Annotated in this window: 21 protein-coding genes and 1 tRNA gene; 15 read left to right on the forward strand and 7 right to left on the reverse strand. The window is 62.4% G+C overall.

The features are described from left to right. Positions 1 to 103: 103 nt before the first annotated feature. The 5 genes from NP503_RS08655 to NP503_RS08675 all read left to right on the forward strand — a co-directional run bounded on the left by NP503_RS08655 (position 104) and on the right by NP503_RS08675 (position 6,294). On the forward strand, positions 104 to 1,015 hold the full coding sequence (locus NP503_RS08655) for an ABC transporter substrate-binding protein (RefSeq protein WP_127267860.1): 912 nt from the start codon (positions 104 to 106) through the stop codon (positions 1,013 to 1,015). A gap of 55 nt (positions 1,016 to 1,070) precedes the next feature. Beyond that, positions 1,071 to 2,234, forward strand: a complete 1,164-nt coding sequence (locus tag NP503_RS08660) for an ABC transporter permease (protein ID WP_127267859.1) — start codon at positions 1,071 to 1,073, stop codon at positions 2,232 to 2,234. Then, positions 2,231 to 3,169, forward strand: coding sequence for an ABC transporter ATP-binding protein (locus NP503_RS08665; RefSeq protein WP_127267858.1), 939 nt, complete (start codon positions 2,231 to 2,233; stop codon positions 3,167 to 3,169). Before NP503_RS08660 ends, NP503_RS08665 begins: the two co-directional genes overlap by 4 nt. After that, the gene (locus NP503_RS08670) at positions 3,166 to 3,915 is read left to right on the forward strand and encodes an ABC transporter permease (RefSeq protein WP_127267857.1); all 750 of its coding nucleotides are present in this window, start codon (positions 3,166 to 3,168) and stop codon (positions 3,913 to 3,915) included. The genes NP503_RS08665 and NP503_RS08670 overlap by 4 nt, the downstream gene beginning before the upstream one ends. Positions 3,916 to 4,152: 237 nt before the next feature. Further along, the gene (locus NP503_RS08675; protein ID WP_127267856.1) at positions 4,153 to 6,294 is read left to right on the forward strand and encodes a sodium-translocating pyrophosphatase; all 2,142 of its coding nucleotides are present in this window, start codon (positions 4,153 to 4,155) and stop codon (positions 6,292 to 6,294) included. A 279-nt stretch (positions 6,295 to 6,573) separates the two neighbouring features. Here NP503_RS08675 and NP503_RS08680 read toward each other — a convergent pair whose 3' ends face one another. Continuing rightward, the gene (locus tag NP503_RS08680; protein ID WP_127267855.1) at positions 6,574 to 7,086 is read right to left on the reverse strand and encodes an outer membrane protein assembly factor BamE; all 513 of its coding nucleotides are present in this window, start codon (positions 7,084 to 7,086) and stop codon (positions 6,574 to 6,576) included. Positions 7,087 to 7,200: 114 nt separating this feature from the next. Here NP503_RS08680 and NP503_RS08685 point away from each other — a divergent pair, with 114 nt between their 5' ends. From NP503_RS08685 to NP503_RS08720, 8 genes are all read left to right on the forward strand, one after another. Continuing rightward, entirely contained in the window at positions 7,201 to 7,749 is a 549-nt protein-coding gene (locus NP503_RS08685; protein WP_127267861.1) for a ubiquinol-cytochrome C chaperone family protein, read from the forward strand. Further along, positions 7,746 to 8,294 carry a DUF177 domain-containing protein gene (locus NP503_RS08690; protein ID WP_027162417.1) on the forward strand — a complete coding sequence of 183 codons (549 nt, stop codon included), beginning with the start codon at positions 7,746 to 7,748 and terminating at the stop codon, positions 8,292 to 8,294. The genes NP503_RS08685 and NP503_RS08690 overlap by 4 nt, the downstream gene beginning before the upstream one ends. Before the next feature lie 113 nt (positions 8,295 to 8,407). Beyond that, positions 8,408 to 9,478, forward strand: coding sequence for a phosphate acyltransferase PlsX (plsX, locus tag NP503_RS08695; RefSeq protein WP_127272087.1), 1,071 nt, complete (start codon positions 8,408 to 8,410; stop codon positions 9,476 to 9,478). Between the two features lie 9 nt (positions 9,479 to 9,487). After that, positions 9,488 to 10,459 (forward strand): beta-ketoacyl-ACP synthase III, encoded by a 972-nt coding sequence (locus NP503_RS08700; protein ID WP_127272084.1) that lies wholly within the window; start codon positions 9,488 to 9,490, stop codon positions 10,457 to 10,459. 103 nt (positions 10,460 to 10,562) lie between these two features. After that, positions 10,563 to 10,886: an integration host factor subunit alpha gene (locus NP503_RS08705; protein WP_013532231.1), complete on the forward strand. Its 324-nt coding sequence runs from the start codon at positions 10,563 to 10,565 to the stop codon at positions 10,884 to 10,886. A 125-nt stretch (positions 10,887 to 11,011) separates the two neighbouring features. Beyond that, positions 11,012 to 11,551 (forward strand): MerR family transcriptional regulator, encoded by a 540-nt coding sequence (locus tag NP503_RS08710; RefSeq protein WP_127270980.1) that lies wholly within the window; start codon positions 11,012 to 11,014, stop codon positions 11,549 to 11,551. A 93-nt stretch (positions 11,552 to 11,644) separates the two neighbouring features. After that, the gene (locus NP503_RS08715; RefSeq protein ID WP_127270978.1) at positions 11,645 to 11,947 is read left to right on the forward strand and encodes a hypothetical protein; all 303 of its coding nucleotides are present in this window, start codon (positions 11,645 to 11,647) and stop codon (positions 11,945 to 11,947) included. Between the two features lie 167 nt (positions 11,948 to 12,114). Further along, complete coding sequence (locus NP503_RS08720; protein WP_164748806.1) at positions 12,115 to 12,624, forward strand: hypothetical protein; 510 nt, start codon at positions 12,115 to 12,117, stop codon at positions 12,622 to 12,624. Positions 12,625 to 12,713: 89 nt separating this feature from the next. Here the strand turns inward: NP503_RS08720 and NP503_RS08725 are convergent, their stop codons facing one another. Beyond that, positions 12,714 to 13,328, reverse strand: coding sequence for a hypothetical protein (locus NP503_RS08725; protein ID WP_127272079.1), 615 nt, complete (start codon positions 13,326 to 13,328; stop codon positions 12,714 to 12,716). A 70-nt stretch (positions 13,329 to 13,398) separates the two neighbouring features. On the opposite strand from NP503_RS08725, the gene NP503_RS33385 reads away from it, so the two are divergent. Next, positions 13,399 to 13,896 (forward strand): helix-turn-helix domain-containing protein, encoded by a 498-nt coding sequence (locus NP503_RS33385; protein ID WP_372958878.1) that lies wholly within the window; start codon positions 13,399 to 13,401, stop codon positions 13,894 to 13,896. Between the two features lie 187 nt (positions 13,897 to 14,083). Beyond that, entirely contained in the window at positions 14,084 to 14,545 is a 462-nt protein-coding gene (locus NP503_RS08735; protein WP_127267062.1) for a YbaK/EbsC family protein, read from the forward strand. Between the two features lie 76 nt (positions 14,546 to 14,621). Here the strand turns inward: NP503_RS08735 and NP503_RS08740 are convergent, their stop codons facing one another. From NP503_RS08740 to NP503_RS08760, 5 genes are all read right to left on the reverse strand, one after another. Then, a complete protein-coding gene (locus tag NP503_RS08740) occupies positions 14,622 to 15,302 on the reverse strand; it encodes an outer membrane protein (RefSeq protein ID WP_127267063.1) in 681 nt (226 codons plus the stop codon). 299 nt (positions 15,303 to 15,601) lie between these two features. Beyond that, positions 15,602 to 15,678, reverse strand: a tRNA-Pro gene (locus NP503_RS08745). Between the two features lie 56 nt (positions 15,679 to 15,734). Next, positions 15,735 to 17,003, reverse strand: a complete 1,269-nt coding sequence (locus NP503_RS08750; protein ID WP_127267064.1) for an O-antigen ligase — start codon at positions 17,001 to 17,003, stop codon at positions 15,735 to 15,737. Next, entirely contained in the window at positions 17,000 to 18,535 is a 1,536-nt protein-coding gene (locus NP503_RS08755) for an undecaprenyl-phosphate glucose phosphotransferase (protein WP_127267065.1), read from the reverse strand. The genes NP503_RS08750 and NP503_RS08755 overlap by 4 nt, the downstream gene beginning before the upstream one ends. Positions 18,536 to 18,629: 94 nt before the next feature. After that, a complete protein-coding gene (locus tag NP503_RS08760) occupies positions 18,630 to 19,760 on the reverse strand; it encodes a glycosyltransferase family 4 protein (protein WP_127267066.1) in 1,131 nt (376 codons plus the stop codon). Positions 19,761 to 19,769: the final 9 nt, after the last annotated feature.

The raw sequence follows: 19,769 nt of genomic DNA on the forward strand, positions 1-19,769 counted from the left end.
TTGCGTCTGTACCTATTGTTATGAAACCGTGTACCCCGACTGGCCGTTGAAGCCATGCTCATATGCGGTCACCGCGTTTCGGTTCATAGCAAGGGGTTTCACAATGTTTTCAGTCAAGTTTCTGGCCGGCGCGGCATTGGCGCTCGGCATCACGGTGGCTTCCGCCAATGCCCAGGTGGTTGTCTCTTCGAAGATCGACACAGAGGGCGGCGTGCTGGGTAACATCATCCAGCTCGTGCTCAACGCCAACAACATCAAGACATCGGACCGTATCCAGCTCGGTGGCACGCCGGTGGTGCGCAAGGCGATCACCGCCGGCGAGATCGACATCTATCCCGAATACACCGGCAACGCCGCTTTCTTCTTCGAAAAGGCCGACGACCCGGTCTGGAAAGACGCCGCCAAGGCCTATGAAACGGCCAAGAAGCTCGACTACGACGCCAACAAGATCGTCTGGCTGTCGCCGTCGCCCGCAAACAACACCTGGGCGATCGCGCTTCGCAAGGAAGTCGCCGAGACCAACAAGCTCGCCACGCTTACCGACTTCGGCAAATATGTCGCGGGCGGCGGTCAGGTGGTGCTGGCGGCTTCCGCCGAGTTCGTCAATTCGGCGGCCGCACTTCCGGCTTTCCAGACCACCTATGGCTTCACGCTGAAGCCTGAGCAATTGATCACCCTCTCGGGCGGCGACACGGCGGCAACCATCGCAGCGGCCGCCAACCAGACCAATGGCGCCACTGCGGCCATGGTCTACGGCACCGATGGCGGCATCGCACCGTCCGGGCTCGTCGTGCTCGACGACGACAAGGGCGTGCAGCCGGTCTACCAGCCGGCGCCGATCATCCGCGAAGCGGTGCTGAAGGAGCATCCCGAGATCGAGACGCTGCTGAAGCCGGTTTTCGCCAAGCTCGACCTCGTCACCCTGCAGGAACTGAACGGTCGCGTTCAGGTCGGCGGCGAGCCGGTCAAGGGCGTCGCCGAGGACTTCCTGAAGAAGAACGGCTTCCTGAAGTAGGACGATTCCGGCGCGCCGCTTTCGTGGCGCGCCGGATCGACTGAAGGGGCAGGGCGTGAACATCCGCTTCGACAAGCTCGGCGTGGTCATCGCCGCGATATCAGCCTATGCGGCCTTCGCCGCCCCCTTTGCCACGTTCCGTGCCAACCGCATCGTCCCCGGCCAGGCGCGCTCGATTCTCGATGCGCTGCCGGCAACGACCGGGACGCTGCTGCTCGCCATCATTGTCGCCGCAGCACTCATTGCGCTGTTCAAGACACCACTTGTGCTGCGCCTTGCCGCCAGCGTGATGGCGCTTGCCGCGCTCGCGCTGCTGATCGGTGTCGCCGGAACATTTCTCACGCCGGCGGGCAACACCTTCGCCAGAGTTTCGCCAGCCTCCGGTTTCTGGATTCTGATCTTTGCCTTCACGCTTTTGCTCGCCGACGTGCTGACAAGGCTGAACCTGTCGCCATTGGCGCGGGTTGGCGTGCTTGTGGTCGCGGCTTTGGCGATCGGGCTGCTGTTGATTTCGGGAAGCTGGGACAATCTGTCGATCCTGAAGGAATATTTCAACCGCGCCGACAGTTTCTGGGCAGAGGGCTCCAAGCATGTAACGCTGGCGCTAGGGTCGCTGCTTGCGGCGGTGGTCGTCGGCCTGCCACTCGGCATTCTCTGCCATCGTGTCGAAAGTCTGCGCGCCGGCGTTCTCAACGCGCTCAATATCATCCAGACCATTCCTTCGATCGCGCTGTTCGGCCTTTTGATCGCGCCGCTCGGCTGGGTTGCCACGCATGTGCCGGGAGCTGCCGCGCTCGGCATTCGCGGCATCGGCACCGCACCGGCTTTTGTGGCGCTGTTCCTTTACTCGCTGCTGCCGGTGGTGGCCAACACCGTGGTCGGTCTGGCCGGCGTGCCGCGCGCGGCCAACGACGCGGCGCGCGGCATGGGCATGACCGACAGGCAGCGCCTGTTCGGCATCGAGTTTCCGCTGGCTTTTCCTGTCATCCTCACCGGCATCCGCATCGTCTTGGTGCAGAACATCGGCCTCGCCACCATTGCCGCGCTGATCGGCGGCGGCGGTTTCGGCGTGTTCGTCTTCCAGGGTGTGGGCCAGACGGCGATGGACCTTGTGCTGCTTGGCGCGGTGCCAACGGTCGCGCTCGCCTTTGCCGCCGCCATCATCCTCGATGCGGTGATCGAAATGACCGCCACCAGGCGCAGGGTTGAAACGGCATGATCGAGATCGAAGGCATCACCAAGCGCTATGACGCGACGACCGTGGTCGATGACGTGTCGATGGTCATCGAGCCGCGCACCATCGCCGTCATTGTCGGCACGTCCGGTTCCGGCAAGACGACGCTGCTGCGCATGATCAACCGGCTGGTCGAGCCGACCTCGGGCATCATCAAGCTCGACGGCGCCGACAATCGTTCGCTGCCCGGCTACGAGCTGCGCCGCAGCATCGGCTACGCTATCCAGGGGCACGGCCTGTTTCCGCATCGCACGGTGGCACAGAACATTGCCACCGTGCCGGTGCTGCTTGGCTGGGACAAGGACCGTATCAAGGCCCGGGTCGACGAACTGATGACGCTCTATCAGCTCGATCCCGAAGCCTTCGGGCCTCGCTACCCGCACGAACTGTCCGGCGGCCAGCAGCAGCGCGTCGGTGTTGCCCGCGCACTCGCCGCCGAACCCAACGTGCTGTTGATGGACGAACCGTTCGGCGCCCTCGACCCGATCATCCGCACCAAGGCGCAGGAAGATCTGCTGGCGATCCAGAAGCGCTTCGGCACCACCATCATCCTCGTCACCCACGACATGGAAGAGGCCGTGCATATGGGCGACAAGATCGCGGTCATGGATGCCGGCAAGCTGGTGCAATACGCCAAGCCGGCCGAGATCCTGGCAAAGCCGGCAAGCGCCTTCGTCGAGACCCTGGTTGGCGCCAGCGAAAGGCCGTTCCGGTTGCTGTCGCTCGGCCGGGTCCGCGATGCCGTGGAGAAGGGCTCCGCCGAAGGTGAGGCGATCCCCGGCGATGCGAGCCAGCGCGACGCGCTGGCCGAATTGTTGTGGTCGGGCCGGCCGGCGCTGCCGGTCAAAGGCGCCGACGGCAAGCCGCTTGGCCGCGTGACCGTCGAAGGGCTGGTGAAGCGTGCGGCGAGGCCGGCATGAAGGCCTGGCTTCCATCGCTGCTCAGGCTAGCATTGGTGGTGCTGCTTGTCGCCTTCGTCACCAATCCCGGGTGGTTCGTGCCGCTGCTGAAGCCGCTGACCGAAAACAACGCGCCGGTGATCTACAACCAGGGCAGCCTGCTGACGCTGACCCTGCTGCACTTACGCACGGTTCTGATCGCCACCGTGGCGGCAACCATCGTTGCGGTGGCGCTTGCCATCCTGGTCACCAGGCCGGCCGGCGCCGAATTCCTGCCGCTATCGCGCAGCCTCGTCAACATCGGTCAGACCTTTCCGCCGGTGGCGGTGCTGGCGCTTGCCGTACCGGCCGTCGGCTTCGGCGAGAAGCCGACACTGATCGCCCTGTTTCTCTATGGCCTGCTGCCGATTTTCGAGAATGCACTGACCGGTCTGACGACGCTGCCGGCCAATGTCGTCGAGGCGGCGCGCGGCGCCGGCATGACCGGTTGGCAAAGGCTCACCAAGGTCGAGCTGCCGCTCAGCGCCCCGATCATTCTCGGCGGCATCAGGCTGTCGGTGGTGATCAGTCTTGCCACCGCGACCATCGGTTCGACCGTGGCAGCCAAAACGCTGGGCGAAGTGATCATCGCCGGGCTGTTGTCCAACAATCTCGCCTTCATCCTGCAAGGCGGCCTGATCGTGGCAGCGCTTGCCGTGCTGATCTATGACGGTCTGTCGGCGATCGAGCGCTACACGGCGCGCCGCATGGGCCGGGGAGCCGAGTAGGGGCGTCCTGCGTCAGGCCAATTTCAATCGATCTAATAGAGGGTGCTGACAGCAGTCGTCGCCTGGCCCAAACCATTTGGGCGAAAGCCGGGCAAAAACCGAACAATATCTTGACGTTCGCAGCCCTGTTTCGCATACACCGATGCGAAGAGGCGGATTCCGTGCTCGGAATCCGGTCTTTGTCTCAACGGCCCAGGGAGGGGTTCTTTTGGGCCATCAATCGAGGAAAATCCGGCAATGACAATTATTTCCGCCGTCATCGCCTGCGGCCTGCTTTCAATCCTTTACGCCATCTGGGCGACACGTTCGGTCCTTGCGGCCGATCAAGGCAATGCACGCATGCAGGAAATCTCCGCGGCTATCCGCGAGGGCGCACAAGCCTATCTGGCGCGTCAGTACACCACCATCGCCATCGTTGGCGTCGTCGTCCTCGTGCTCGCCTGGTGGCTGCTGTCCATCACCGCCGCGATCGGCTTCCTGATCGGTGCGGTGCTTTCGGGCGCCGCCGGCTTCATCGGCATGCATGTCTCCGTTCGCGCCAACGTTCGTACGGCGCAAGCCGCATCGAACAGCCTCGCTGCCGGCCTCGACATCGCGTTCAAATCGGGCGCCATCACCGGCATGCTGGTTGCTGGCCTGGCCTTGCTCGGCGTGTCGATCTACTACCTCATCCTGACCCACTTCATGGGCCTCCAGCCCAATGACCGCATCGTCATCGACTCGCTGGTCTCGCTCGGCTTCGGCGCATCGCTGATCTCGATCTTCGCCCGTCTCGGCGGCGGCATCTTCACCAAGGGCGCCGACGTCGGCGGCGATCTCGTCGGCAAGGTCGAAGCCGGCATTCCCGAAGATGATCCGCGCAACCCGGCCACCATCGCCGACAATGTCGGCGACAATGTCGGCGACTGCGCCGGCATGGCCGCTGACCTGTTCGAAACCTATGCGGTGACCGTCGTCGCCACCATGGTTCTGGCTGCCATCTTCTTTGGCGGCACCGCCGTTCTGGGTGCGGCCATGCTTTATCCGCTCGCCATCTGCGGCGCCTGCATCCTCACCTCGATCGTCGGCACCTTCTTCGTCAAGCTCGGTTCCAACGGCTCGATCATGGGCGCGCTCTACAAGGGCCTGATCGTCACCGGCCTGCTGTCCATCGTCGGCCTCGGCGTCGCCACACAGGTGACGCTCGGCTGGGGCGAGATCGGCACAGTCGCCGGCATGGTCATCACCGGCAAGAACCTGTTCATATGCGGCCTGATCGGCCTCGTGGTGACCGGTCTCATCGTCGTCATCACCGAGTACTACACCGGCACCAACAAGCGCCCGGTCAACTCCATCGCTCAGGCGTCGGTCACCGGTCACGGCACCAACGTCATCCAGGGCCTTGCGGTCTCGCTGGAATCGACGGCGCTGCCGGCGATCGTCATCGTCGGCGGCATCATCTCGACCTATCAGCTTGCCGGCCTCTTCGGTACGGCGATCGCGGTCACGACGATGCTCGGTCTTGCCGGCATGATCGTTGCGCTCGACGCCTTCGGCCCGGTCACCGACAATGCCGGCGGCATTGCCGAAATGGCCGGCCTGCCCAAGGAAGTGCGCCAGTCCACCGACGCGCTCGACGCGGTCGGCAACACCACCAAGGCGGTGACCAAGGGCTACGCCATCGGTTCGGCCGGTCTCGGCGCACTGGTGCTGTTTGCCGCCTACTCGAACGACCTGAAGTTCTTTGCCGCCAATGGCGACAAATATCCCTACTTCCAGGGCATGGGCGAGATCTCCTTCGATCTCTCCAACCCCTACGTCGTCGCCGGCCTGATCTTCGGCGGCTTGATCCCATATCTGTTCGGCGGCATCGCCATGACGGCCGTCGGCCGCGCGGCGGGCGCCATCGTTGAGGAAGTGCGCAAGCAGTTCCGCGAGGATCCGGGCATCATGGCCGGCACCTCGAAGCCGAACTACGCACGCGCGGTCGATCTGCTGACCAAGGCGGCGATCCGCGAGATGATCATCCCGTCGCTGCTGCCGGTGCTGGCACCGCTCGTGGTCTATTTCGGCGTGCTGTTGATCTCGGGCTCGAAGGCGTCCGCCTTTGCAGCGCTGGGTGCCTCGTTGCTCGGCGTCATCGTCAATGGCCTGTTCGTCGCCATCTCGATGACCTCTGGCGGCGGTGCCTGGGACAACGCCAAGAAGTCCTTCGAAGACGGCTTTGTCGACAAGGACGGCGTCAAGCATCTCAAGGGTTCCGAGGCGCACAAGGCTTCGGTGACAGGCGACACGGTCGGCGATCCCTACAAGGACACCGCTGGCCCGGCCGTCAACCCGGCGATCAAGATCACCAACATCGTCGCGCTCTTGCTGCTGGCCGTGCTCGCGCACGGCTGATCAAGGCTTCAGCCCGAAAAAACCCGCGGGAGCGATCCCGCGGGTTTTTTGTTGAGGCAAAGCCAAACTATCCTTCAGCGCTCGCTTTCGCCCGGTCTTCGCAATGCGTGCGCTGGCACCTTATGCCGGGCCCAGCGTCGTGTTTTCAGTGGTGGCCACTGCAGCATGCCAGTGGCCGTGCCCTGACTGGTGACCCATAACAAAAACCCGCAGGATCGCTCCCGCGGGTTTTTGGTCGCCTGAGATGACGAGGCTTCCGGGAATGGAAGCCGAAGGGAACTAGACGCCGCCGCCGGGAATGCCGGGCGCCAGCTTGCTGGCACCGTTGATGACCTGGCTGAGGAAGTTCTGGTCCTTGCCGCCGGTCGGTGTGGTGCGCGAGATGAAGTCGAACATCTTGCCATCCTTCTTCCCGTAATTGGCGATCTGGGTGACACGGCCATCGGCGCCGAAATAGACAGCCAGCACATGCTGGTCAATGAGCCGTGGCTTGTCGAAGGCGACGTAGCGCTTGCGCGTCTGCGAAATGTAATAGAATGCCTCGTTGTCGAAGGTCGCGGTCGTCGACGGCGTGCCGAGCGCCAGAAGCACCTGCTCGCGGCTCGAACCGACCGGCACCAGGTCGATTGCCTGCTGGTCTATGACGTAACCTTGCGTCAGCGTCTCGCTCGGGCTGAGATCGCCCATCATCTTGGAGGTGTGGCAGGCGGACAGTGCCGAAACGATCATCAGCAGCGAGATCGCGCCGGCGGGCCTGGACGAGAAGGTCGACTTGAAATTCAGCGCGCGCAACAACAACTCCATTAGCTGGCCGCAACTTGCGCTGGGCCGCGAAACCGGTAAACCAGCTTGCTTGCCGATGCAACAAGCCCACTTCAACAAACGGTCCCCAGGAGACCATCCCCAATGTTCCAGCGCTTTTTTGGCCGCGAACGCTACGCCAACCGCGCTATCACCGAGGCGCTTTACGCACAAATCGTGGCGGCGGCGCGGCAGACTGTGTTTTATTCCCACTGGAATGTGCCAGATACGCCGCTTGGCCGTTTCGAGATGCTGTCGCTGCACATGTTCCTGTTCCAGCACAGGTTGCGCGGGGAGAGCGGTGCGGCGCAAGAGGTCGCCCAGGTGCTGATCGACGAGTTCTTCCTTGACGTCGACCATTCGTTGCGGGAATTGGGCATTGGCGACGTTGGCGTGCCCAAACGCATGAAAAAACTGGCAAAGATGTTTTATGGCCGTACCGCTGCCTATGATGATGCCCTGGAAAGAAACGACCATGACGGGCTGACCGCGGCTCTTGCCCGCAATGTCCGGCCCGACACGGGCGCCTGGGCGGAAGCATCGCTGCTGGCCAACTATGTTACCGACGCGCGCAGTCATCTGGCCGCGCAGCCATCCGAATCGATTGTCTCCGGCACGCTGACCTTTCCCGCCGCCAAGGAGGTTGAACAATGAAGCATGTTGACCCGCAAAGCCCGGTCTCCTTCCGCGCCAACATTACGCGCCTGCCGCAGAAGGGCCTGCCGCTGGTTATCGAGGCCGATGCCGCACAGCGTGCGGCACTGGCCGAGGAGCACGGGCTGATTTCGGTCGAATCCTATCGCGCCGAGCTTCTGGTCGCGTCATGGAAGCGCAATGGCGTGAAGATCAGCGGCCGCGTCGAGGCCGACATCACTCAGGCCTGCATCGTCACGCTCGAGCCTGTCGAAGCACATATCGACGAACCGGTCGAAGCGCTGCTGCTGCCCGAGGATTCCAAGCTCGGACGGCAGGGCTTCGATGGTGGCGGCGAGATCCTGCTCGATGCGGAAGGCCCTGACAGTCCAGAGACATTTTCCGGTGACACGATCGATGTCGGGGCACTCGCCGAACAGTATTTCGGGCTCGCCATCGACCCCTATCCGCGTAAGCAGGGCGCATCGCTCAATGCCGGCAGCGAGACCGAACCGGCGGAGAATGAATTTCAGCAAAAACTGCGATCCTTGCTGGGAAAATCCTGAAAAGCTCGCCCGCGACGGAAAAGTCGGTTGTGCGGCAGCCCAAAACCGTTATTTTCGCCGAACCTTCGCGGTCGCTCAAGCGACCTGCCGCCTAACCGTGAGATAAATACCGCGTGATCAGGATTTCCATCGATGCCATGGGCGGCGATCACGGACCAGCCGTGGTCATACCAGCGCTCATGACGGTCGCGACCCGTCGTCCCGACATCCGCTTCGTCATCTTCGGGCGTGAGGAAGTCGTGCGCCCCGAACTTGCCAAATTTCCCAAGCTCGCCGAGATCAGCGAATTCTTCCATTGCGAAGTTGCGGTCAGGATGGACGACAAGCCGAGCCAGGCGCTGCGCCACGGCCGCTGGAAGTCATCGATGTGGAAGGCCGTCGAAGCGGTCAAGGCCGGCACAGCCGACGCCTGCATTTCCGCCGGCAACACCGGCGCGCTGATGGCGATGTCGAAATTTTGCCTGCGCACCATGGCCACCATCGATCGCCCAGCAATCGCAGCCCTTTGGCCAACATTGCGCGGCGAAAGCGTGGTGCTGGACGTCGGTGCGACCATTGGAGCCGATGCGCAACAGCTCATTGATTTTGCCATTCTCGGCACCGGCATGGCGCGCTCGGTCTTCGGCATAGCCCGGCCCAGCGTCGGCCTGCTCAATGTCGGCGTCGAGGAGATCAAGGGCCAGGAAGAGGTCAAGGAGGCCGGGCGCATGCTGCGCGAAGCCAACATGGCCTCGATGAACTATCACGGTTTCGTCGAGGGTGACGATATCGGCAAGGGCGTGGTCGACGTCGTCGTCACCGAAGGCTTTGCCGGCAACATCGCGCTGAAGACGGCGGAAGGCACGGTGCGCCAGATCGGTGGCTATCTGCGCGCGGCGATGAGCCGGACTCTGATGGCCAGGATCGGCTACATCTTCGCCAAGGGCGCCTTCGATCGCCTGCGCGAAAAGATGGATGTCGGCCGGTCCAACGGTGGCGTTTTCCTGGGGTTGAGCGGCATCGTCGTCAAAAGCCATGGCGGTGCTGATTCTGATGGGTTCGCCGCCGCGATCGAACTCGGCTATGACATGGTCCGCAACAACCTCCTCGACCGCATCGAGGCCGATCTGGACCTGTTTCATGCGCGCAACCCGCGTGCCCTGTCATCTAGGAAATCCGACGTCGTCACCGACGCAAAGGAATAGGAAAGAACTTTGATCAGATCAGTCGTGCGCGGCACGGGCGCCGCGCTGCCCCGCCGAATCATGAAGAATGCCGATTTCGAAGGCATGGTCGAGACCTCCGATGAGTGGATCGCCCAGCGTACCGGTATTCGCCAGCGCCATATCGCTGGTGACGACGAGACCACGGCTTCGCTGGGGGAAGCAGCGGCACGTGCCGCACTTGCCAATGCCGGCCTCACGCCAGTCGACATCGATCTGATCGTGCTGGCGACCTCGACGCCCAACAACACATTCCCGGCCACTGCCGTCGAGATCCAAAACCGGCTCGGCATGCATCACGGCTTTGCCTTCGACCTGCAGGCGGTCTGTTCGGGCTTCGTCTATGCCGTGACCACCGCCGATCTCTACATCCGCGGCGGCCTGGCCAAGCGTGTCCTGGTGATCGGTTCGGAAACATTCTCGCGCATCCTCGATTGGAGCGACCGCTCGACCTGTGTGCTGTTCGGCGACGGCGCCGGTGCCATGATCCTGGAAGCAGGCGAGGGGACGGGCGCGATCGCCGACCATGGCGTTCTGGCGGCCAGCCTGCGCTCCGACGGCACGCACAAGGACAAGCTTTTCGTCGACGGCGGGCCGTCGACCACGGGTACGGTCGGCCACCTCCGGATGGAGGGCCGCGAAGTCTTCAAGCATGCGGTCGGCATGATCACCGACGTGATCGAGGCGACGTTCGCGCAAGCGGGTATCTCAGCCGATGATCTCGACTGGTTCGTGCCCCACCAGGCCAATAAACGAATTATTGACGCTTCCGCCAAGAAGCTCGGGATAGCTGAGCAAAAGGTGGTGGTTACGGTCGATTTGCACGGTAACACCTCGGCTGCTTCCGTGCCGTTGGCGCTGTCGGTGGCCGTCGCCGACGGCCGCATCAAGAAGGGCGATCTCGTCCTCCTGGAAGCGATGGGCGGTGGCTTCACCTGGGGCGCTGTCCTGGTTCGCTGGTAAGTGCCGAACGGTCCAGTTTCGGTCCTTGACCTTGACGGATCAATTACTTAGGCTCTGCCGTTGTTGTGCCGAATTTTATGTTTTGAGCTGATGGGACGGTCGCATGGGGGGAAAGACACTTACGCGCGCCGACCTTGCCGAGGCAGTTTACCGGAAGGTCGGCCTGTCGCGCACTGAATCGGCCGAACTCGTCGAAGCGGTGCTGGATGAAATCTGCGAAGCCATCGTGCGCGGCGAAACGGTGAAGCTGTCGTCCTTCGCGACATTCCACGTCCGCTCCAAGAACGAACGCATCGGCCGCAATCCCAAGACCGGCGAGGAAGTGCCGATCCTGCCGCGTCGGGTGATGACCTTCAAGTCGTCGAATGTGCTGAAGAGCCGTATCTTGCGCTCCCATCAGAGCGGCAAGGCCAAAAGCGGCAAGTAGTCCTACTGCGCGGTTGAAAACCGTCGCCGCCATGACGCCGGGCTTGAATATTGCTTCATAAACCGCTGAAATAAGCCCCGATTCGGCAGGTAGGCCGGATCATCGTCCAGCGTGAGGATTCGCCCATGGACAAGAGCCCCGACGCCTTTCGTACCATCAGCGAGGTCGCCGAAGATCTCGATCTGCCGCAGCATGTGCTGCGCTTCTGGGAAACGCGTTTCAACCAGATCAAGCCGATGAAGCGCGGCGGCGGCCGTCGTTACTACCGGCCGCAGGATGTCGAGCTGATCAAGGGCATCCGCCACATGCTCTACGACCAGGGCTACACCATCAAGGGCGTGCAGAAGCTGTTGCGCGAGAACGGCAACCATTTCCTGGTTGCCATCGGCAATGGCGACATGGCCGCCGTAGAGGCGATCTCGCAGCGAAAGCAGGCCGATCAGGTGCCGCTGACGCCTGCGGCCCAGCCGCGCGGCATGGACGACGAACTGGTTGGCCAGCCCCGCGTCAAACCCAGCCGCCGCTTTTTCGGCCTGGGCAAGAGCGACGAGGAGGGTCCGGTGCAGCCGGATGCGTCGAAACTCTCGCGCGACAACAGGGCCTTGCTGCAGGAGGCGCTGTTCGACCTCCTGGAATGCAAGCGCCTGCTTGACCAGGTGCGCTGACCGCGGCCCGACGCGGCATCGACAGTTCGAAAGCCGGAACCCGTCTTCCGGTGAGGCGTTACGCTTCCTTCTGCAAGTGAAGGAAACATACCAATGGCATCATTTTCGACCCTCTCCGACATCGATCTCGACAGGCAGGTCGCGGCTCTTACCAAGGAACTGGCCAGCTTGAAGAGGGCCGTGGCAAGGCGAGGCGGCGCGTATTACGAGGACGGTCGCGATGCCGCGCTGGACACCTATTCCGATCTTGCCGGGCGCCTGCGCGACGCCATGCCGGCAATCCGTAAACAGGGCAGGGTGATCGAGAGGTCGGCCCGCGACCATCCGGCGGCTGCCGCGGCGGTAGGCCTTGTGGTGCTCGGTCTTGTCGCCAGTCTGCTGTTCAGCCGGCGCTGAATTCTAAAACCCAATCCCAGGGATAAGAAGCAAGAAGTGACAGCTCGCCTCAGGGCGATCCGTTTATTTTCCTTGCGGTCGGCTATGTCTGTCGTCGCTCCGGCATCTGGCGAGGAGCGCGTCGGCGGGCGCCCCGCATCTCTGTGCGGCCGGCGCAGGAATGCGGATTGGTCGAGCCGCCGGAGCCGCTCAATTTCGCCGGCGAACGCCGGATTGGTGGTCGTGCAATAGCCAGCGCCGGGATAGACGACGATCTCACCGGCGTAGGGGGGCTGGACTTGCGTGAACAGTCTTCCGCGATCGAGCCTCGCGGGGCCGAGAAGACCGGCCTTGGACAAGAAGCCAAGGCCGGTCTTCTCGGTGGCGGTCTGCGGAGCTTAGGCCTTGTTTCCGATCACATGGTGGTGGTGGCGGTGATGATGGTGGTGGCGGACATGGTGGCGATGATGATGGTGGTGACGATGATGCTTGGCCATCGGGGCCGCATCCGCGCTCGTCGCGCCGATGACGGGCACCGTGAAAGCCAATGCAACTGCAAGCCCGAGGGCCGAGAGGAGGGACTTCTTCATGGATGGTTTCCTTTTGTTTCGCGGGCGCATATGGATCGGGGCGATAGCCCGGCCGCCGCGAATGGAATTACGCGCCTGAATTTTTTCGTCAGTATTTCCCGATTGTAGAATTTTGTTTCTGGACTGTTTCTGCCCAATCCAGCCTCCCGTCACCATGCACGGCAAGATCGAGAGGCGGCCATCGGCCGCCTGTTCGACTACATCGGTGGCACGACGCCGTTGGTTCCGACCACGACGCGGCTGGCGCTCAGTGCGCCGTCGCTGCCCCGCTCAGCGGTGACGAAGACCGTCGCACCCGGCTTGAGGTCGGTAGGCGTCGCCGGCGCGAAGGTCACGACGGGCGTGGTGTCGGGGATCGAAATCTTCTTGGTCTGGCCATTGTCATAGGTCAGGGTGACGGATCGCCCGCTTATATCGGTAACGTCGGCGACGGTGCCGTTGGTCATCCGGCTGTTTGGCTGCAGGTCCCAGGGACGATCGCCTTCGCCAGTGCCTTTCAGCGCGGCCGGAAAGACCACCACCTCCAGGGCGCCGCTGCCGCCATCCGCTTTCGAAACAGAGGCAATGCCGAGGAAATCGCCCTGCTTGATGTCCTTTGCCGAGGCGTTGGCGACGCCCGAGATCTTCCAGCCAGCCTTGAGCTTGATCGCATCGGTATCGCCCTGGCGGGTTTTCACGGTGAGCAGCGTGGGTTCGAAACTGACCACCGTGCCGCGCACACGCAGCGCGTCTGCGGCCTGGGCGGCGCCTGCGCCGGCGACGGAAAGGCTGGAAATCGTGCCGAGCACGACCATGACTGTCTTCAAGTTCATTGCAAAGATCCTTCCGGGAACGAGCCGGCTGGAACCGGATGGTTTCACGCCAGCGACCCGGAGATAACGAATGGGCGCGGCGAAACTGCCGGCAAAAGGCCAATCGCTTCTTCAAAACAACTTGATCGCGACGTGTGCGCGAGAGGGCCGCGCCAGGCACCTGGTTCACGATCCCGTGACGGCCCTTTTGGCTCTTGGCAAATCGCCGGCGAGAGGGCATCTTCCCGACCGTCTCAGGCAACACTCCTCATTTGATCAAACTCTTTCAGTCATGGAGTTGCCAATGCCCCATAATGCGAAAAGCGAACCCCTCTCCGAACCGGCAACCAACGGGAGCGGGCCAGATTACAACACCCTCAGAGCGATGCGGGAGACCCGCGGTTACAGCGTGGAAGAGCTCTCCCTGACATGCGGCCTGGCGGTGGACGAGATTGAGGATATCGAAAGCGGCAGAGTGACCGACCCGTCGAAGCTGCGTCGTATTGTGTCCGCGCTTCACCTTCCCCAGGAGGCTCTGATCACCCCGGCTGCGCCGACGCCGGCGGCGCAAGGTCGATCGCTGGCTTAGATCCGCACCACGGATTCCAGAGAACCCGCCAAGGCTCCTTGGCGGGTTTCTTTGTACCTGCCGCAGCGTCTGCTTCAGCCTGGGGCTTGCCGATTTGTATGCCGCACGTGCTTATACGCGCGGCGGCCCCCGGCTGCCGAACCGCAATCTGCCGTCCATCAAGCTTTTTGAGCCATGGGTTTTCGATATGAGCCTGGAATCCGTTCGTGCCTTCTTCGCCACCCACGCGCCCGATATCGACGTCGTTGTCACGGAAGCGAGCTCGGCGACGGTGATGTTGGCGGCCGAGGCGCATGGCGTGCTGCCGGCCCAGATCGCCAAGACGATCTGCCTGCGCGTCGGCGACCGCACCATGCTGGTGGTGACCAGCGGCATCGCCAGACTGGACAACCGCAAATTCAAGGACCAGTTCGGCGGCAAGCCGCGCATGCTCGACGCCGCCGAGGTTGTCGAAGCGACCAGCCACCCGGTCGGCGGCGTCTGCCCGTTCGGCCTGCCGGCGCCGCTGCCGGTCTATTGCGACGTATCGCTGCGCGAGTTTGACGAAGTGGTGCCTGCGGCAGGCGCCACCAACGCCGCGGTGCGGATTGCACCGCAGCGCATGGTCGATCTCACCGGCGCTGAATGGGTGGATGTCTGTCAGGGCTAGGTTGAGGTCCCAGATTGGGCGTGAACAGCTGGCACGGACACCGGCTGACGACGGCAGTCACAGCCTACCATGCCGATCAGAATTTGTAGCTCAAGCTCGCGGAAACCGTATGGGTGCTTGGCTTCAAGATGGTTGGCCCAAGCTGGTCGTTCGCAAAATCGTGACTGCCGAAATGAGCATATGCATAATCGACGCCGACAATCCACTTCTCGTTGAGCGCATAGTCGACACCAGCGCCAATGGTCCAGCCAATGTAGGTTCGGCTTTGAGGATCGCTGCGATCCCCCGTGGTGGAATAGAAGACGTCATTTGCGTGCAGAAAAGCGATGCCGCCCTTTACATAAGGCATGAACCTATCTGCCGCGTAGCCAACCTTTGCAACAATGTGAGCTTGCCAGTCCGTGTGTACATTGATCTCTTCGTCATCAAACGTACTGTCCGCACCCTCGTTGAAAACTGCAACCAGCGATGCCTCGCCGCCGAGTACGAAATTGTTCGCGAACTGATAATTGTATCCGACTTTGCCACCAATTTCGGCTGACGTGTTGTCGGCATTGTAGCCGGAAGGATCATAGTTCGGGATGTCGAAATCACCCTTCAGGTAGTTCACCCCGGCGACGATACCCACATAGCCCCCAGTCCAGATGAAACCGGCAGGCGCCACATCCTGCGATGGCACATTGATGATCGGGTCGGCGGCAAGCGCCCCGCCCGTGAGGGCCAAAAGCAGTGCTGAAGAGAGAATGATCGTCTTCATGATATCCCCAAGATTCTACGCTGCTTAATCTACACACCAGCCCAAGCTTGAAAAGCGCTTCCATGTGATTGGAAACGTTTGGAATATGAGCGTTGTGAAACTGCCACACATTCGTGAATCGAGTTGAACTCAAGGTTTCAAGCGATTCAACGCGCCAATCGGCTTCCATCTCGTGCCGCCGACAGCCTCAATTCGTGTCGAAGAGCTGGAACTTTTGGTCTGTGCTACCCTTCGGGTGTCCGGAAAGGTGTCTCGTGGAAAGGCGGAAAGGACTTTTGGGGGCAAGTCCTGCTTTGAAATGGTCGGAGTGGCCGGATTCGAACCGACGACCCCTTGACCCCCAGTCAAGTGCGCTACCGGGCTGCGCTACACTCCGGACCGGTCGCGATGTATCGTGATAACCCCGTGCGGGTCAACCGAATTCCGCGACTTTTATCCCGCTGCGATTGCCGGTGCCGGCGAGCCCTGCAAGGCAGGCCGAAACAGCAGTTGATGGCGGTATTCCAGCGCGATGGCGCCCCAGATCAGGCCGAGCAGCAGGTAGACATGGCGCCAGTGGTCGATGTCGATGAAGGTGCCCAGCCCTATATTGCCGATGAAGGCGACGTAGGCGCACAGGAGATAGGGCTGCCACGGCCGGTCGCGCAGCAGGATGCGGAAGCCGGCTGCTATCGTCCACAAGACGAGCGCCAGGAACGACACGAAGCCGAGCCAGCCATAATCCATCAGCATCTTCAGCCAGATATCGTGGGTGTCTTCACCGAAGATCGTGCCGAAGACCAGCGGGCCGATGCCAAACGGATGCTCCATCGCCATCTGGAAGCCGATGCCGTAGCGGGCGAAGCGGCCGAGGCGGGCGGTGTCGTAGCTCTGTTCGAGCTGGGCACGGTTGGAGAACATCTCCGACACGCCGGGCAGCTGCAGGATGACGATCATGGCGACGACCAGCAGCGCCAGTGCGGCCATCGTCATCACCACCACACGCAGCCGGAACTTGCCGCTGGCGCTCTGCAGGAACAGGCAGCCGGTGAGCAGGACGGCCGAGACGGTGAACATGCCCCAGGCGCCGCGCGAGAAGGAGAAGAAGATGCCGGCGGTGATGATCAGCAGCGGCACCGCCAGCAGCGGCATGCGTGTCGCCGGTCCGGTCAAAAGCAGATAGAGCAGATAGATGCCGGGCAGCACCAGGAACGGGCCGAACACGTTCGGGTCCTGGAAGGCGCCGGCGGCGCGATCGTATTTGGTGAACATCTCCGCGCCCGGAAAGGCATGGAAATAGCCTGCAATGCCAAGCAGCGATGTGGCCACTGCCGAGACCACATAGGCAATGAAGATCAGCCGGTAGAGGCTCGGCTGTACGGCGGTGATCGATGCGAAGAACACCGCGCTGAAGGCGAGAAACAGCGACACGGCGAGATAGAGCGGCGTGTTGGCGAGGTCCGCCATCTGCGTCATGGAGATCATGCCGCCGATGTTCATCGTCACCAGCAGCACCAATAAGGGCGTGGCCGCGCGGGAAATCCTCAGGCCGAAAAGCGCCCAGATGGCGATCAGCCCGGCCATGTAGAGCTCATAGGGCGCCGGCTCGCTGATGACGAAGCCCGACAGCAGAATGCCGAGGAAGACCGCGCCCGACGAAATCAGCGCGACCAGCTTGGCGTTGACCGCCGCGCGCGGCAGATCATGGCTGATCGCACTCAATAGGCGTTTTCCGTATTGAGCAGCCGGAGCGGCGTCAGGAACAGGATCCGCAAATCGAACAGCAGCGACCAGTTCTCGATGTAGTAGAGATCATACTCGGTCCGCATGCGGATCTTCTCGTTGGTGTCCATCTCGCCGCGCCAGCCATTGATCTGCGCCCAGCCTGTGACGCCGGGCTTGACCTTGTGGCGGGCGAAATAGCCGTCGACGACCTCGTTGTAGAGCAGGTTGTGCGATTGCGCCGCGATGGCATGCGGACGCGGGCCGACCAGCGACAGCGAACCGAGCAGCGAGTTGAAGAACTGCGGCAGCTCGTCGATCGAGGTCTTGCGGATGAAGCGGCCGACGCGGGTGACGCGAGGATCGTTCTTGGTCACCGTCTGCTTGGCGGTCGGGTCGGCCTTGTCCGTATACATCGAACGGAACTTGTAGACCTCGATGATCTCGTTGTTGAAGCCGTGCCGCTTCTGATGGAACAGCACCGGCCCCTTGCTGTCGAGCTTGATGGCGATGGCGGTCGCCAGCATGACCGGCGAGAACACGACGATGCCGATCAGGCTGAAGACGATGTCGAAGGCGCGTTTGGCGACCGAATCCCAGTCGTTGATCGGCTTGTCGAAGATGTCGAGCATCGGCACCGCGCCGATGTAGGAATAGGCGCGCGGGCGAAACTGCAGCGCGTTGGAATGTGCCGACAGCCGGATGTCGACCGGCAGCACCCACAGCTTCTTCAGCAGCTGCAGCACCCGCGATTCGGCGGTCAGCGGCAGCGATACGATCAGCATGTCGATGCGGGCGATGCGGGCGAACTCGATCAGTTCCGAAATGGTGCCGAGCTTGGGGTAGCCGGCGACGATGGGCGGCGAGCGCTTGTCGCCGCGATCGTCGAAGATGCCGCAGATGCGGATATCGTTGTAGGGCTGCTTTTCGACCGAGCGGATCAGGATTTCCGCCGCCTTGCCGCCGCCGACGATGACGGCGCGCCGCTCCATGCGGCCATCGCGCGCCCAGGCCCGGATCAGCTTCGACATCACCAGCCTGAGGCCGAAGATGAGAACGAAGCCGATGACGAACCAACTGCCGAACAATAGGCGCGAATAGTCCTGCGACATCTTCATGACGAATGCCGTCAGCGCCATCAGGGCGAATGTGCCGGCCCAGACCAGCAGCACGCGGCCGAAGTTGGCGATGGGCCGCATCAGGGCGACGATCTGGTAGCAGTCGGTGACGTCGAGCAGCACCACGGCAAGGAACGAGCCGGCTGCGATCGTCACCGGATATTGCCAGGCGAGATAGTTGAAGAAACCGACATAGTGGAAATAGACGGCGAGCCCGGACAGGAACAGCAAGCCGAATTCGACCATGCGCAGGACACCGCTGACCATGATCGGCGACATCGTATCGCGCCGGTATTGCGAGGCGACCTGGCGGGCGACATCGTTCATGCCGCTTGGCGTGTCGCCGTCGGCCGGGCCGTCGAATTTACGCACCGCCTCTGCTGAAAAGCGGCGCGCGGGGTCGATCTCGTTCATGAGGGCTTTCCGCAAACTTCCCCATGGTCATAGCAAAAGAGAGCTAAGAAACCCTTGAAACAACGTATGGCTTTGGAACGGCTTGGCCCTGTGCCTACCTGTCGAGCGCGGCGAAATAGGCCTTCTCGATGTCGGCGGCCATCACATCGGCGCCGAAGCGTGCCTTGAGGTTGGCGCTATCGGGCATCAGGTCGCGATAGGCGACCGGGTCGGCCAGCGCCTGGCTCATCCTGTCGGCGAGCTCGATCGGGTCAGGTCGGATCAGGGCAGGGGAACCGGTGTCGAATATCTCCGGGATGCCGCCGACCGCGGTTGCGATCATCGGCTTTCCCGCGGCAAGCGTTTCCAGGACGATATAGGGCATGGCTTCGGCGCGCGAGGGAACGATGATAAGCGCGGCAAGGGCAAAGGCCTCCCTGGCCGGCATCGGCGGCAGGAAGCGGACATGGCGCTCGAGCCCGAGGCGTTTCACTTGCCCGTGGTAACGCGCAAGGTCGTCGCCGTCGCCGACCATCACCGCGGTCAGTGCGCGGCCGAACTGTGGGCCGGCGAGGGCCAATGCGTCGATGAAGATATCCGGTCCCTTCAGGTCGCGCATCATGCCGATATAAAGCAGGTCGGCTGCGTCCGGCTCGGTGATCACCGGCTCGAATTCAGTGGCGCGCAGGCCGTTATAGACGAGGGTGTTGGGAATGGGCGGCTCGCCAACCTTGTGGCGATAGGTCCGCCGCTCATAGTCCGAGACAAACAGCAGATAGTCGGTGAAGCGAGCCATGAAGCGCTCGAGCGCGAAGAACAGCTTTCCGATGACCGTGCTCTCGTCATAGTGGAGCGAGCCGCCATGCGGCGAATAAAGGCGGGCTACGCGAGACCTTGATACCCGCAACAAAGAGCCGAACAGACGGGCATAGGCGCCACCCTTGGCGCCGTGCCCATGCAGTACGTCCGGCCGCAATTCCTTGATGATCCTGTATGTGCGCCAAGCCGAGGCAAGGTCGCCGGGACCGACATGGCGCTGCATCGGCGTGCGATGAATGCCGAGCGCCAGCATGCCCTTCATCTGCTCGAACAAATGTTCCTCGAACGCGCCGCCCGTCGTCGAATCGCAGACGATGCCGACCGAATGCCCGGCGGCGACCTGCGCCTCGGCCAGGTCGCGCACATGCCGGAAAATTCCTCCGACGGGTGAGCGAAAGCAATGGACGATCCTGAGCCTGTCCGCCACGTGGTGTCT

It is taken from the genome of Mesorhizobium sp. SEMIA396 (genome assembly GCF_024518615.1).
GTDB lineage: Bacteria > Pseudomonadota > Alphaproteobacteria > Rhizobiales > Rhizobiaceae > Mesorhizobium.

Coding starts and splice junctions, on each gene's coding strand:
- NP503_RS08675 (WP_127267856.1), top strand. CDS start 4,153: ATGACAATTATTTCCGCCGTCATCGCCTGCGGCCTGCTTTCAATCCTT.
- NP503_RS08725 (WP_127272079.1), bottom strand. CDS start 13,328: ATGAACTTGAAGACAGTCATGGTCGTGCTCGGCACGATTTCCAGCCTT.
- NP503_RS08735 (WP_127267062.1), top strand. CDS start 14,084: ATGAGCCTGGAATCCGTTCGTGCCTTCTTCGCCACCCACGCGCCCGAT.
- NP503_RS08755 (WP_127267065.1), bottom strand. CDS start 18,535: ATGAACGAGATCGACCCCGCGCGCCGCTTTTCAGCAGAGGCGGTGCGT.
- NP503_RS08715 (WP_127270978.1), top strand. CDS start 11,645: ATGGCATCATTTTCGACCCTCTCCGACATCGATCTCGACAGGCAGGTC.
- NP503_RS08705 (WP_013532231.1), top strand. CDS start 10,563: ATGGGGGGAAAGACACTTACGCGCGCCGACCTTGCCGAGGCAGTTTAC.
- NP503_RS33385 (WP_372958878.1), top strand. CDS start 13,399: ATGGGCGCGGCGAAACTGCCGGCAAAAGGCCAATCGCTTCTTCAAAAC.
- NP503_RS08655 (WP_127267860.1), top strand. CDS start 104: ATGTTTTCAGTCAAGTTTCTGGCCGGCGCGGCATTGGCGCTCGGCATC.
- NP503_RS08665 (WP_127267858.1), top strand. CDS start 2,231: ATGATCGAGATCGAAGGCATCACCAAGCGCTATGACGCGACGACCGTG.
- NP503_RS08740 (WP_127267063.1), bottom strand. CDS start 15,302: ATGAAGACGATCATTCTCTCTTCAGCACTGCTTTTGGCCCTCACGGGC.
- NP503_RS08690 (WP_027162417.1), top strand. CDS start 7,746: ATGAAGCATGTTGACCCGCAAAGCCCGGTCTCCTTCCGCGCCAACATT.
- NP503_RS08710 (WP_127270980.1), top strand. CDS start 11,012: ATGGACAAGAGCCCCGACGCCTTTCGTACCATCAGCGAGGTCGCCGAA.
- NP503_RS08670 (WP_127267857.1), top strand. CDS start 3,166: ATGAAGGCCTGGCTTCCATCGCTGCTCAGGCTAGCATTGGTGGTGCTG.
- NP503_RS08685 (WP_127267861.1), top strand. CDS start 7,201: ATGTTCCAGCGCTTTTTTGGCCGCGAACGCTACGCCAACCGCGCTATC.